We start from the raw sequence: 13587 nt of genomic DNA, 5'->3' as shown, positions 1-13587 counted from the left end.
GAGCTCGGCATTGGCTCAGTGGGCCGCGCCAGCGGAAGCGCCTTCGCCACCCGAGCTGGCCATCGGGGCGCCCATGGATGTGGGCTTGCCCATCACCGAAGCCGCCAGCGCGGCATCGGCCAACCAGAACTGCTGCTGGGCATTGATGGCATTGGTCACGCTGGCGATCTGGTCGCGCGCTTCGGCCAACAGCTCGAAGACGCCGATCAGCATGCCGTTGTAGCGAAGCACGTTCTCGTCGGCCATCGCTTGGCGCAATGGGACGATTTCGTCGCGGTAGTGCCGCGCGATGTCGTAGGCCGTGCGGTAAGCCGAGTACCCCTCACGCAATTGCGAAGAGGCGCCGCGCACGGTGGCGTCGTAGCGGTTGGCCGCGGCCAGCGACTGCGCATTCAACATGTCGCGCTGCGCCGATCCCCAGTCGAACAACGGCAACCGGATGTCGAGCTCGAAGCCCCGGCGGGTGCTCTTTGTGTTTTCCGCGTTGTCGAACACGGTGTCCCGCCGGCCGCCCACCTCGACATCGATGAAGGTCGACAGCAGGTTGATGCCTTGCGATTTGCCCGCGACATCCAGTTGGGCGCGTGCCAGCTGGACATCCAGTCGCTGTTCGGTCGCGGTTGCAGCGACTTCCTTCGCCTCGCGAGGGGTCTTGGGCAGGTCAGGCAAACGTTCGGGCAAGGTCAGTTTGGCGGCCTGCTCATCGTTCAACCCCAGGACACGAACCAACTCTTCGCGCGCAGCGGTGGTGGCGTGCTGTGCCGAGGCGAGTTGGGTCGTGGCGTCGGCGTAGAAAACCTGTTGGCGTGCACGTTGCAGCTTGGAGAAATTCCCGATGAGCTGCATGCGGCGCGCGAGTTCGGCGCTGGCCTGGGCCGACTTGTTGACCTGCTCGGCATACTTCAGCGACTGCTGTGCAGCGACTGCACGGACCCAAGCCTGTTTGACCTGCGTGACCTGGTCGACCACGGCGCCGGTCAGTTGGACTTTGGCTTGGGCCGCCTGGCTCCTGGAGATCGACAGGCGTTGCGGCAGCAGGATGAGGTCCACCAGCCCGAACGACAACAGGCGTTCGAGCTCGAGCTCGCTGTTCAGGCGGGTTCGTGCGAACGAGAGGATCGGGTTCGGTAGCCTGCTGCTCTGGTTGGTCGCTGCGATGTCGCCCCAGCTCTGGGCGATCAGGGCCTGGACAGATGGGCTATTGGCCAGCGCGAGCTGCACCGCGTCACTCTGCGACAGCGGTTTGGCGAGCAGTTCCTGTGACAGCGCCGCGCGGCGGTCGCGCTGCTCCTGGGTCCGGCTGAGTTCGAGTTTTCCGCCAGTGAACTGCTGGGCATTGGTATTGGTGTCGCTCAGGGCGTCGTCGATGCTGACGGACGCGCATCCGGCGAGGACGGCCGTCGCAACGGCAATGGCTGTCAAACGAAGGACGCGCTTCATGGCTTCTCCTTCTTCGCAGGCATGGGCATCGAATGGCCTGGCTGCGCAGCCGGCGCAGGGGCTGCGCCCTTGGGCGAATCGGCCTCGCCCGCGCCGGAGCCTGAGGCCTCCTTGGCGTAGGCCTGCCAGCCACCGCGGCGGTACACCGTCTCGTTGGCTTCTTTCCAGGGAATTGGCTTTTCGTCGGCAAAAGGCTGATAGCCCTCGAGTGCGGACTTGTAGGTCAGGACTGTGGGCGCCGCAGCCTCAGCGGATTTCGCGGACGCGGGCTGAGCCACCGCGACGGCGGCACTCAGGCCCCCCAAAGCGGCGAACGCAGCCAGGGCGGGAAAAGCTGCCAACCAACGGGTCGGCGATGAATGGAACATGGAGTCCTCGCAAGTTCATGAACGGAGTACGTCAGAGCTGCCCGAAAAGGCATGACGCAGGCGATACATGAGCGTTCGCGGCGACCCGTGACGAGCGTCACAGGCGCACGAACGCGTTAAACGCGAGGAGGTTTGTCGAGAACGCGCGGAGCGAGCGTGGCCACCGTGATGGCAGGCTCCGCCAGGTCGGCATTGGGAAGGTCGTGGAAAACGGCCACGTCCAGCGTGCTGGTCAGCGCCGTGGCATGGCACGCGCCGCAGGTGCCGCACTTGTGCATCGCATCAGGCTCGGCACTCGCCGTCTTGGCGGTGCCGTCCTTCGCAGGAGGCTTGGCGGCCTGAGCCGCCTTGTGCTCGTGATCGCCGTGCCCGTCCGCATGAGGGTGCCGGGCATGGTCGTGCGCGCCGGGCTGTGCGAGCGACACTTCGGCCGCCGCACCGGCGTGGCCAGGTCCGCAAAAGACCATGGCTGCCGCCGCGTACCCCTGGAAGGGCACGGCGAACATCATGATCCAAAGGACGAACAGGCGAACCCGGTGCATGCGGCGAATTCTAAATGGAGCAGTGTGTCAGGTGGCCTGTATGGACATCCAGGTTTGTGCGCAATACTTAGGGTTGCGCTTGTGCGCGAGCCTTGCTCGCATCACCTCTGGGCGCCGGCAGGGGCGCACCGAGCCTTGCTGCGGCATCCCAGTTGGGTTGCTTCTGCGCGGCTTCCAGTTCGGCCACCACGTCGGCGCGCGACTTGGCGGCTCCGACCTTCGGCGTACTCATCGCCCCCCAGCGCAGCATGCTGGCCCCGGCAGGGGTTTTCTGCGCGTCCGCGAGTTCAGCCGATACCTGGGCCTGAGATTTGGCCTGTCCCGCTTCACTCGGGTGATAGACCACGCCAGCTTCGTTGGGCGCAAAGTGGGACGGGCCTTCCGCGTAGGCTGCAAACGGCGCAACGAATGCAGCGCCTGCGCCAACGGCAAGTGCGAGCGAGAGGATCTGACGGTTCTTCATGATAGGTCTCCTTCAACGAATTGCTCGACTTCGCGAGCTGCACTGAACGCGTCGGCATCGACCACCGAGCCGGCGATGCCAGTCAACTGGCTGGCATGCAATGACTCTAGGAAGGCAGTCCGCCAATCACCCGCCACGTGGATTACAAAGAAGTAATCCACACGTGTGACCCCACGCCGTAGCATTTGGCAATGCGCATACTGGTCATTGAAGACGAGCACAAGCTCGGCGACTACCTTGTCAAAGGCCTCACTGAGAGCGGCTTCGTGGTGGACTTGGCGCGCTCTGGTCTCGAGGGCCGCGCCCTGGCGCTCGACGGCGACTACGACTTGGTGGTACTCGACGTGATGCTGCCGGGAATCGACGGATTCGCCGTGCTGGAGGCCGTGCGCAAGATCAAATCCATGCCGGTGCTGATGCTCACGGCGCGCGACGAAGTGGCGGACCGCGTGCGCGGACTTCAAAGCGGTGCGGACGACTACCTTGCAAAGCCCTTCGCGTTCTCGGAGCTGCTCGCCCGGATCCAGGCACTGCTGCGCCGCGGGAAGTTGCATGAGGTGTCCAACTACGCGTTGAAGGACCTGCACCTCGACGTGGTCGCACGCAGGGCTTCCCGCAACGGGCAACGGCTTGACCTCACGGCCAAGGAGTTCGCACTGTTGACCTTGCTCATGCGCCGCCAGGGCAACGTGCTGTCGCGCACCCAGTTGGCCGAGCAGGTGTGGGACATCAATTTCGACAGCGACACCAACATCGTGGAAGTGGCCATCCGGCGGCTGCGCAGCAAGATCGACGATCCTTTCGAGGAGAAGCTGCTGCACACGGTACGCGGCATGGGATATGTGCTGGAGAGTCGGCAAGGCGGCATCCCGTGAGCGCCGCCAAGACCGAGGCGCAAGGACTGTGCCAGGCCACCGACGCCGTGGCAGTGCCGCCGCAGCGGCGCGCGCAGGGCACCGGGTCCATCCAGACCGCACTGTCGCGCTGGTTTGCAGCCCAAGCCTTGATCGGTCTGAGTCTGGTGTGTCTGGCGATCTATGCCGTCACCGCGTGGAGCTTCCAAGTCAAGCAGGCTAGCGAATTCGAGCGCCAGTCCGAACTGATCAAGCACCTGATCCAGGAATCGCGCGATGACCCAGGTCGCGACGGACTGCGCCACAAGCTGGACGACTTCTTTTCGACCCATGCTGAGATCAGCCTGGTGTTGCGCCGTGGCGATGAGATCGTCTATTCGTCCACGCCGGCTCGGACCTCGGGTCGCTGGATTTGGATGCCCATGCAGGAGCAAGCAATGCCGTCAGGCGACGCTGCAATGCAACTACAGCTTGGCATCGATGTCCTGGAGGACGCCAAGATTCTGGCTCGGCTGGCTTGGACGCTCGTCGGGGCGGTCGTCCTCGGCTCGGCAGTCATTTCGCTGACCGGCGCCTTGCTGGTGCGTCGGGGGATGCAGCCATTGAAGAAGCTCGTTCAGCAGACCGCAGCGACCGGACCGGAGCATCCGGGGCGACGCATCGACCCCGCCCCGTATGCCTCCGAAATCACGCCGTGGGTGGCGCAGTTCAATGCAGTGCTTGATCGCGCCGAACAGGCCTACCAGCAACTCGAATCCTTCAATGCGGATGTGGCGCACGAACTGCGCACGCCGCTGGCCAACCTGATCGGGATGGTCGAAGTCGAGTTGGCCCGGCCGCGATCGATCGAGGAACTGCGAGACGCCTTGCTGTCGGCGCTGGAAGAAGCGAGACGGGTCTCCGCGATCGTGATCGACATGCTCTTCCTGTCGAAGGCGGACCGCGGTACGGTGGCGCGCCGATCCGCGCCGGTGAGTCTGGCCGACCAGGTGCGAACGGTGCTGGATTTTCACGAAGCCACGTTGGAAGACGCAGGTTTGAAGGTGCATGTGAGCGGCGACGCGCGCATCGGGATTGATGCCGGGCTGGTGCGCCGTGCGCTGTCGAATCTATTGAGCAACGCGAGCCGCTATGCGACGCCCGGCTCCACGATCGCGGTGGTGATCGACACCCAGCCCGACGGGATATGGATCAAGGTTGCCAATCGCGGTGAACCGGTCGCCGCCGAGGTGTTGCCCAATCTTTTCAAGCGGTTCTTCCGGGCAGAGCGGTCCCGCACCGATTCATCGGAACATCACGGGCTCGGCTTGGCGATCGTGGCTGCCATCGCACGAATGCATGGCGGCCAGACCCGCGCTACATCCCGCTCGGGTGTCACCGAGATCGGCTTTTCGATAGCGCCAGAAAGTTGATGTGCGCTGCCCGGCATGCGGCGCGCTTCACTGAACCAGGGCCGCCTGTGCCCTCATGAGACCCCATTGCGGGATTAGGCTGCGACACGGCTGCCGGAGAATCCCGCGAGAAACGCTGACCTGACCGGATCGGGCCGTGCTTCAATTGACGGTGTCGCGCCTTGCGCATTTCGCTCCTCCACGCCCATGTCCCTTGGTCTTGAAGTTCTCATCGGTCACTGGAAGTCCGATTCATTGAGCACCTACAACTCGTGGTTTCTGTGGGACGAGCGGCTGAAGAATTTCCGCTCCATCCGACGGGGTCTGGCCCAGGTGGTCAAGGACATCGATGCAGGGACCTTCGGCAGCGCGTTTCGCGGCTCCTCGCTCGAAACCGTCGTCGCGTCGGTGGCGGAGCAACGCCAGATCTTCAAGGGCGCCGACCACGCGTTTCTCTGGAAGCCCAAGCTGCGGATCCCCGACATCTACGAGAACGCGGCCAATCAGCAAGCCTTCGCCCGACTGCTGCATGCCTGCGACTGCTGCGACAACGCCGAGGAGGTGGTCGAGGCCATCCGCCGCATCGACGCGCACCGGATCAAGGGCCTCGGGCCAGCCGTGGCGAACCTGCTGTACTTCGTCCATCCCACGATCGTGATGCCGTTCAACACCGCGATCGTGAAAGGCTACAACGCCGTCACGGGCAGCAACGTCAAGCTCGGCAAGTGGGACCACTACCTATCCATGCGCGAGGGCTGCATCCGGCTGAACACACAGCACCGTCAACAGTTGTCCAACGACATGGGGGCGCTTGCCGGATTGCTCTTCGACATCGGCTCGGGCCGGTACACGGCGCCGCCGCGCAGCGACGACGTCGCGGCCGTTCAGGGCTGGGAGGCCGACCTCGAGAAGGTCCGTGAAGATTCAGCGGCCGCTCACAAGCGCTGGGCCGCGGACCGCGAGAGCGAGGCAACCCACACGCAAATCCAGGGATGGCTGCGCGATCTGGGCAAGTCGCTCGGCTTCGGCGTCTGGATCGCCTCGAACGACCAGGGACGCGGGTACGCGGGGGGGCGGCTCGGCGACGGTTGCTTGACGCAATTACCCGCGGGCGCCCAGCCAGGCCTGGACTCGGTACGCCTGATCGACGTCATCTGGGTAGAGCCAGACGGTTCGAAAATCGCTGCAGCCTTCGAGGTGGAGCACTCGACTTCCATTTACTCGGGCATCGTGCGAATGCTGGACCTCGCACTGGGCACTGCGCTGGGCACCGGCGTTTCGATGTTCCTGGTGGCGCCCGATGCGCGTCGCGAGGATGTCCGGCTCCAGCTGCGCCGCCCGGCGTTCTCGCGCGTCGCCGAACTCGGCATCCGATATCTGCCCTACAGCGAGCTCGGGACGCATCGTGAAGCGATCGGACGGTTCGGCTCGGGCCTGAGGCCGTTGAACGAGATCTCTCACTTGCTGTGATCCGGATTGAGGCCCATTGTTGGCGAGCGCTTTCAAAGACCATGGGGCGCGCCGACCTGGTCTCCGGGCTTCCCGAGTGGCGGACGGCGCCCCCTTCCGTGCCGCAGCAATGAAGCGGGCATCGAACCGACTGAATCCTGCGGGAAGGCTCCTGCATGACTCAGCCAGCCACACCCCTTCATTGCGACATCGCTCTGCAAGCAGCAGCACATTCCTTGCAGGCTCTGGCGCAAGCCTTGCAGTGTTCTTCCTTGTGCTTCGCGCACTCTTCGCCGCATGCGTCGCATATATCCGCGCAGAGTGCGCATATCTCCTTGGCAAGTTCGCTGCCTCGGGCCATCGCGGCCGCAGCGAAATGGCAGGCGGCAGCGCAGTCCAAGTCAAGCGCGATGCACCTTGCCATCATCTTGACGTTATCTTCTTTCAAACAGGACGACGCGCAATGATTGCAGGCTGTAGCACACCCGTTGCAGGCTTCGATGCAGGCGGCATAGGTCTCATGTGACATTTGGAACTCCTTCAAAGTGAACGCCGGTGACCCGGCTACAAGATAGGCCGCCGAAACTCAGCGGCCTGGGAATGTGCGGTCGGTCCTCGCATCCTTCGCAGTTGCGACCTGGCCGCATGGAGTTGGATCGTGGCTATTTCGGTGTGCCGCCCTGACCAGGGTCCTTGTGCGGGCGTGCCTCGCGAGCCGCCGCTTTTCCTTGGCCCGCTGCCTCTGGCTTGGTCGTATTCTTCACACCTGATCCTTGGCCCTCGGCAGTGCTGCCATCCTTGATCGGCTTGGTCCCCATCGGCTTCGTGTTCTTCTTGGCTTCGGCGGCCACCTGTGGCTTCGTGTTCGTTTGCGGAACAGCTTCGGAGGTGTGGTCTTGCGCATAGGCAGTGCCCGAAAGCAGAATGGCGGCGCCGAATCCGATGAGCGTTCCTTTCAGAATCGAGTGCTTGCCTTGAGGGGATGGGTCTTGGTTTGACATGAAAATCTCCTGTAGTCGTTGCCGGCATTGGGGCAAATGAAACATCTGTCGCTCCTTCGAGCTTTTTGGGGAGTCGACACCTGGATGAAGTTTTTGCGAAAGCCGTCCGCGAGCAATTCAGTCGCGTAGCCCGCTCGCTCCAGCGATTGCCGGAGAAAAGATCGCGCGGTCCTTCGAGGTTCAGGGAGGACGCATCCAAGGTTCTCCTTTCTCGCTGCAACACTGATGGTTTCCTTCATTCCTGCTACTTCGATCTTTCTCAACAGGACAAAAGCCGGGCGTCGTGCGCCATGGAACAAAAGCACTGCGAATTGGAAATTTCGAAGTGGATGTGGTGGGCGCGCCGGCGCCTTCACGCGGGAAGCAGGTCATTGCGCCTCCTGGTGAGAGGCCGGTGGCTGCTCGGTGAGTCGCTCGTACTCCGCTGGAGAAAGCTCTGGTAGCCGTCGCAAGAAAGCCACCATCGACCACAGCGCTTGGTCGTCGTGCGTGCCTCCCCAGGCTGGCATGCCGGTCATCTTGACGCCATGCTTGATCGTCCAGAACGCCCTCGCGGGATCATGGACGCCATGCAAGTAGAGGTTAGGTGGCTGCGGGTTCAGGCCCTTGCGCAGATCGGAGTCGTCCTTGCCGGGCGCCAAGTGGCATTGAACGCACATCTGCGCGTACTGTTTAGCGCCGGCCGCCACCATCTGCGGTGCGCTGATGTCTGGCACGGGGATTCCTTGCGCGTGCCCAGTGATGGAACGTTCACGAATTGAAGTCAAGGCCGAGGCGACGAGCCGCGAGTGCGGCTCATCCGCGGCGACGTTGTAGCTGCCTGTCCACCACACACCCGCAAACCCTACAACGGCGATCAAGATGGCAACAGCCAGCCCGACAAGAATCGCTGCTATCAGTTTCGGCATGGTTTGCTCCAGTCAAAACCAAAACCTCACGCCGGCCACGATTTGCGTGTCTCGAACGCGTTCACCAGCTTGTCTTGCATAAGCCGCTGTATTGCCGAACTTCCTCGTCCAGGTCACCCCAATGTAGGGAGCGAACTGTCTTGTCATCTCGTAGCGCAGACGCAGCCCCAGCTCCATGTCGGACAGTCCGGAGCCGATGCCCCGCTGCGGATCGTTCTTGCCATAGAAGTTGGCCTCGAGCTTGGGCTGGAGAATCCATTTCTGAGTCAGAAGCAACTCGTAGCGCAGTTCGAGGCGCGCCGCAAGGGCTCCACCTGACCCCACGTACGCGGTCGCCTCGGTCTCGAACCAGTACGGAGCCAGGCCTTGCACACCGAACGCAAGCCAGCTGCGCGAGCGGCCTCCACCGCCGTTGTCGTGCCGCACACCCAGCTGCGTGCTCCAGAACGTCGCAATGGCATGATCCCAGAGCGCTTCCGTGCGGAAGGCATCAAGGCGGCCTGCACGGCGCTCTCCCTCAGCTTTGATCCAAAGCTTGTTGTAGTCGCCCCCGTACCAGGCCTCGACGTTGAGGTTCTGGCCTCGGGCATCCCGACCTTTTGCATACTCCAACTCGTTGACCAGCATCTGCCCGTAGCGCTCGTCATCCGCCATGTCCATCCCAGGCATGGCCATTTTGGGCATTCCCTCTGCGTAGGCGTCCGGGTCGCGAGCATCAGGAGGGGGGCTGCCGCCTTGCATCGGGCCCATGCCGGGCATGGACCCCATGTTCGTTCCAGGCATGTCCTTCATGCCGGAGCCGTCGTGCTTCATTCCAGGCATGTCCTTCATGTCGGAGCTGCCGCCCTTCATTCCGGGCATGTCCTGCATCTGTCCATGATCCATCGGCACTGCGGTGGATTGAGGCTCTTTCTTCTTGGTGCGCTCTTTTGGCGGCGTCGTCGACTCAGCCTTGTTGGATGCACCTTCCTTTGGCTTGGGATCGGACATGTTCGCCCCCATCCCAGGCATGTCGTCCATGCGCTTGGACGCATCGCTCTGTGCAATTGCGGAAACGGTGAAGCAGAGAAGCGATGATGCGATTGCAGCGGGGATGCTGCTGCGCGCGAGTTTGATCTGAAGCGGGTTCATGACACGTGCACCTCGCGAAACATGCCTGCTTCCATGTGGTACAGCAGATGACAGTGATAAGCCCAACGCCCCATGGCGTCCGCGGTCACACGGTAGGTCACGCGTTGCGCGGGCTGGACATTGATCGTGTGCTTGCGAGCCAGAAACTCGCCGGTGGGAGATTCCAGTTCGCCCCACATTCCATGCAAATGAATCGGGTGATTCATCATCGTGTCGTTGACAAGAACCAATCGGAGCCGCTCGCCGAAACGGAAGTGCACAGGCTTTGATTCGGAAAACTTCTGTCCATCGAACGACCACATGAATCGCTCCATGTTGCCGGTGAGATGAAGTTCGACGTCGCGGCCGGGCTCACGGCTGTCGATCGGTCCTCCGATCGTGCGAAGGTCGGCATAGGTCAATACTCGCCGACCGTTGTTGCGAAGGTTGATACCTGGGTCATCGAGATTCGTTCGCGGCATGTCCACGTGCATGTCCACGCCCGGGCCGTACTCTGTACGGGCGTGGCGCACGCGGGGTGGCTTCATTGCAGGTTTCGCGTCGCCACCCATATTCATTCCCGCCATGCTTGAATGGTCCATGCCCTGCATATCCCCCATCTCCTGCATGCCGGCCATCCCGCCCGGGCCCTGGGCCGAATCCATCGCTCCCACCGAGCCCATGGCGCCCATCATGTCGGTCATCGTCAGCCAGCTTGGCTTGTCCACCTCGGGGACAGGAGCCTGCATTCCGACGCGAGGCGCAAGCGTGCCGCGCACAAAATTGGTCCGGTCGATCGATTGGGCGAAGAGGGTATAGGCCTTGTCGTCGGACGGCTCAACAATCACGTCATATGTCTCGGCCACAGAGATCCGAAACTCATCCACTGTCACGGGATGAACGTCCTGGCCGTCCGCGGCGACCACGCTCATCTTCAGCCCCGGTATGCGAACGTCGAAGATGGTCGTGGCTGATCCGTTGATGAACCGCAGGCGCACCTTCTCGCGAGATTTGACGATGCCGGTCCAGTTGTGATCGGCAGTCTTGCCGTTGAGAAGGTAGCGTGCAGCGCTGCGCAGTTCGGTCGTACCGGTGAGATCCCCGAGGTCGGTCGGGACCATGCGCATGCGGTTCCACATCTTTCGCTTTTCTAGCGCCCCTTGAAGACCCATCTCGGCGATGTCTCGCTTGAAGTCGCCAAGCGTGGGTTGGTTGAAGTTGAAGAACCCGCTCATGACCTTCAGCTTCCTGAAGAGTTCTTCCGGTACGCCATCCGTCCAGTCCGAAAGCAGCACCACATGCTCGCGGTCTGTTCTGAAGCGAGTGCCATCTCGGGCGTCGATCACGATAGGCCCGTACAGGCCCGTTTGCTCCTGGAATCGGGAATGGCTGTGATACCAGTAGGTGCCGGTCTGCTTGACCGGAAAGCGATAGACGAAGGTCTCGCCGGGCGCGATACCGTTGAAGCTCAAGCCGGGCACGCCATCCATTTCCGCGGGAACCAAGATCCCGTGCCAGTGGATCGAACTTGCGACCGGTAGTCGGTTGGTCACGCGCAGTGTGACCGTGTCGCCTTCGCGCCATCTGAGCGTCGGCGCCGGGATCTGACCGTTGACCGTTGTCGCAATGCGTGCCTGTCCTGTCAGGTTGACAGGTGTCTCTGCGATCTCAAGGTCGAATTCAGTCCCGCGCAGTTCCGTGCGTTCGATAGGCGCAGCAGCGGCAGCCCAAGTCAGCGAGGGTGGAAGTGCCAATCCTCCGATCACGCTGCGAGAGCCCAGGTCCATCAAGAATTTGCGGCGATCGATGCCGCTTTGCTGTGGCTTCATGGCGCGTCCTCCCTCGATTTAATTCCCCCGAAACCAGCAACGGCGCGAGGATCACTTGGCTTGGCTGAGAGGCGCCAACGGCGGGGCCTGATACCAGGCCTTCGTTGGATGGGGATTCCGCTTGAAGGAGTACCCGCGCGCGTGGACTCGGTCCTGGTGCGATTTGATGAATTGAGCATGTGATCCTCGAAGATTCATAGCTGGGATGCGTCGCGACTACCCGAGAACGGAAGGGCGACTACCGGCAACGCGAAGCGCTCAGCCTCAGACCACGAGGTCGAAGGCGAACAGGCACTTCAGGCCCGAGGCGGGCGTTCGAGGAGAGGCGGGAAGAAGGCGGTGGGCATGAAGCGAGGCTCTGCCAAGTCCGCTGCCGGCAGATATTGGACGCGGACGATAGCGGTATTTGGCACCAACGCTACCGCGTGGCACGCTCCGCAGGTGCCGCATTTGTGGGCACTGCCTGAATCGACGTCATGGTGCGCCATGTCCTCAGCGTCCATGTCGTGCGAGTCGACGGAATCCGGCACCGAGGCCTTCGAGTGTTGGTGCGGATCTGCTTGCACGGCGACTGCGGACTCCACATGCTCGGCGTCACAGAACGCCATGGTCACTGCTGCGTACCCTTGGAAAGGTACGGCAAGTATGAGTGCCCAGAGGAGCAAAACCCGAATGCAGGACATGCAGTAGCGGCCTTGGTGATCTGGTCGAGGGGCCGACCCGATTGATTGCTCGAATGATTGGCCACTGGCGAGTGCCGTCTGTCAGATAAAAGCTGATTCGATCGTGAGATCGGCCGAGCACAGCCATGCAGATGACAAAGCTGTAATCTGCGCGTGCGGAAACTCGCGGACCCGCGGCCTAAAGTTGATGCATCGGAAAAAGACAAGCCACAGCGCTGCTCATTTCCGCAGATGCCAACCCTTCCACTGCCAAAGGACCGAACATGAAGACTTCTCTCAAGACCTCCCTGACGCTGGCCGCATTGCTCGGCGCGATCGCCGGACCCGCACTGGCTGGTAACTATGCCGAAGGCGATCCTCGCCCGGCGCCGCTGACGTCGAGCACCAGCCGCGCAGCAGTGGCTGCGGACACGCAAAGCTGGCTGCAAAGCTCGGTGGACCAGGGCTACCCCGAAGGCAATCCACGCGCCGTCGTGAGCGTGTCCTCCAACACCCGTGCGACGGTCCAGGCGGACACGCTGGCCTGGATGCGCTCGGGTCTGGCCGCCGCCACCAACGGTGAAGCGGGTGCGGACACGACTCGCCCTGCCTATCGACAAGCCGCTGCTGCGTATGCACGCCTGCGCGGTGAGCAGCCGGAGTTCGGCACGCCGGTGGAGCGCCTCACCCAGCAGGGTCAACTGCCGGACGCATCCGCGACCATGCGCCGCTGAGCGACCCGGCCGTCGGGCGACGGCTGGGCAACTGAGCGCCGATCACAACGTCCACCGCAAGCCGCACATGTCGCTGCGGCTTGCCCCGTTTCCTGAGCAACAGGCCTAGAATTCGCGGAACCACTTCCCAAGCACTGACTCCATCAGCAGCGTTCCACGCGTCCTCCCATGCTCGTCACTGCAAACCTCCTCACACGGCTCACCGGCGCACCACGCGTTGGGAATGTGGTCGTGTCGATATTTCCGCAGGTGCAGCGATGACACGCGGACTCGTGCGGATGGTGGCCCGCGGACTGATCGGCTTGCTGCTGTTCTCGCAGTTGGCAATTGCCGCTTACGCCTGCCCCGCGCTCTCCGCGGGTCTGGCGGGTGGTTCGTCCACCGAGATATCGATGGCGCAAGATGCTGTCGCTGCAACAGACGACGCCCGTGACTCGGCCATGCAAGGATCGCCCTGTGCTGACATGGTCGGCGCGACGGACACGGCTTCCGGCAACCTGTGCGCCGAGCACTGCAAGTATGGCCAGCAAAGCGACCATGCGTCCACACTGACGGTCCCCGCGGTGTTGCTGTCGGCCCTCTACCCCATGACCCCCTGGGTGCCTGAGACGGCATCCCCGCTGCATCCTGCGGCGGCTTCCTTGAGTGCACTGGTTGCGGCATCTCCGCCGCACGCCATCCTGCACTGCGTCTACCGAACTTGATCGCCTGACCGACCTTGTGCCGAGGGCCCGTTGTGGGCCGCTACGGCGCATCGGTCGTGCCTTGCCGTGTTCGTCGAGCTGTGCTCGGCGCGCCGGTGTGGCCCGACAACCTACTCGCAGGTTCGTCAGGAG

At 62.8% G+C, this 13587-nt stretch carries 14 protein-coding genes; 5 read left to right on the top strand and 9 right to left on the bottom strand.

Annotated elements, in window-relative coordinates; genetic code table 11:
* Positions 1–15 precede the first annotated feature (15 nt).
* The 4 genes from CY658_RS31860 to CY658_RS31845 form a co-directional block, all read right to left on the bottom strand.
* A complete protein-coding gene (locus CY658_RS31860) occupies positions 16–1440 on the bottom strand; it encodes a TolC family protein (protein WP_101493968.1) in 1425 nt (474 codons plus the stop codon).
* Positions 1437–1808: a hypothetical protein gene (locus CY658_RS31855; RefSeq protein WP_101493967.1), complete on the bottom strand. Its 372-nt coding sequence runs from the start codon at positions 1806–1808 to the stop codon at positions 1437–1439. Before CY658_RS31855 ends, CY658_RS31860 begins: the two co-directional genes overlap by 4 nt.
* Positions 1809–1924: 116 nt before the next feature.
* Positions 1925–2350: a hypothetical protein gene (locus tag CY658_RS31850; protein WP_257885044.1), complete on the bottom strand. Its 426-nt coding sequence runs from the start codon at positions 2348–2350 to the stop codon at positions 1925–1927.
* Positions 2351–2417: 67 nt separating this feature from the next.
* Positions 2418–2813 carry a hypothetical protein gene (locus CY658_RS31845; RefSeq protein ID WP_101493965.1) on the bottom strand — a complete coding sequence of 132 codons (396 nt, stop codon included), beginning with the start codon at positions 2811–2813 and terminating at the stop codon, positions 2418–2420.
* A gap of 191 nt (positions 2814–3004) precedes the next feature.
* Between CY658_RS31845 and CY658_RS31835 the strand changes: the two genes are divergently transcribed.
* From CY658_RS31835 to CY658_RS31825, 3 genes are all read left to right on the top strand, one after another.
* The gene (locus CY658_RS31835) at positions 3005–3688 is read left to right on the top strand and encodes a heavy metal response regulator transcription factor (RefSeq protein WP_101494012.1); all 684 of its coding nucleotides are present in this window, start codon (positions 3005–3007) and stop codon (positions 3686–3688) included.
* Positions 3685–5079 carry a heavy metal sensor histidine kinase gene (locus CY658_RS31830; protein WP_101493963.1) on the top strand — a complete coding sequence of 465 codons (1395 nt, stop codon included), beginning with the start codon at positions 3685–3687 and terminating at the stop codon, positions 5077–5079. The genes CY658_RS31835 and CY658_RS31830 overlap by 4 nt, the downstream gene beginning before the upstream one ends.
* A gap of 186 nt (positions 5080–5265) precedes the next feature.
* Positions 5266–6528 carry a type II restriction endonuclease gene (locus CY658_RS31825; RefSeq protein WP_101493962.1) on the top strand — a complete coding sequence of 421 codons (1263 nt, stop codon included), beginning with the start codon at positions 5266–5268 and terminating at the stop codon, positions 6526–6528.
* A 178-nt stretch (positions 6529–6706) separates the two neighbouring features.
* Here the strand turns inward: CY658_RS31825 and CY658_RS33210 are convergent, their stop codons facing one another.
* The 5 genes from CY658_RS33210 to CY658_RS31805 all read right to left on the bottom strand — a co-directional run bounded on the left by CY658_RS33210 (position 6707) and on the right by CY658_RS31805 (position 11355).
* The gene (locus CY658_RS33210) at positions 6707–6868 is read right to left on the bottom strand and encodes a four-helix bundle copper-binding protein (protein WP_374221150.1); all 162 of its coding nucleotides are present in this window, start codon (positions 6866–6868) and stop codon (positions 6707–6709) included.
* 301 nt (positions 6869–7169) lie between these two features.
* On the bottom strand, positions 7170–7508 hold the full coding sequence (locus tag CY658_RS32620; protein WP_143713828.1) for a hypothetical protein: 339 nt from the start codon (positions 7506–7508) through the stop codon (positions 7170–7172).
* Positions 7509–7876: 368 nt separating this feature from the next.
* Positions 7877–8416 (bottom strand): c-type cytochrome, encoded by a 540-nt coding sequence (locus CY658_RS31815; RefSeq protein ID WP_101493960.1) that lies wholly within the window; start codon positions 8414–8416, stop codon positions 7877–7879.
* A 12-nt stretch (positions 8417–8428) separates the two neighbouring features.
* Entirely contained in the window at positions 8429–9547 is a 1119-nt protein-coding gene (locus CY658_RS31810) for a copper resistance protein B (RefSeq protein ID WP_257885043.1), read from the bottom strand.
* Positions 9544–11355 (bottom strand): copper resistance system multicopper oxidase, encoded by a 1812-nt coding sequence (locus tag CY658_RS31805; protein WP_101493959.1) that lies wholly within the window; start codon positions 11353–11355, stop codon positions 9544–9546. The genes CY658_RS31810 and CY658_RS31805 overlap by 4 nt, the downstream gene beginning before the upstream one ends.
* Positions 11356–12301: 946 nt before the next feature.
* Between CY658_RS31805 and CY658_RS31795 the strand changes: the two genes are divergently transcribed.
* Both CY658_RS31795 and CY658_RS31790 read left to right on the top strand, forming a co-directional pair.
* Positions 12302–12751: a hypothetical protein gene (locus CY658_RS31795; protein ID WP_101493957.1), complete on the top strand. Its 450-nt coding sequence runs from the start codon at positions 12302–12304 to the stop codon at positions 12749–12751.
* A 257-nt stretch (positions 12752–13008) separates the two neighbouring features.
* The gene (locus CY658_RS31790; RefSeq protein ID WP_101493956.1) at positions 13009–13455 is read left to right on the top strand and encodes a hypothetical protein; all 447 of its coding nucleotides are present in this window, start codon (positions 13009–13011) and stop codon (positions 13453–13455) included.
* Positions 13456–13587: the final 132 nt, after the last annotated feature.

Source organism: Variovorax sp. RO1, from assembly GCF_002849325.1.
Taxonomy (GTDB): domain Bacteria; phylum Pseudomonadota; class Gammaproteobacteria; order Burkholderiales; family Burkholderiaceae_C; genus Variovorax.
This window is presented reverse-complemented; position numbering and strand designations above follow the sequence as displayed.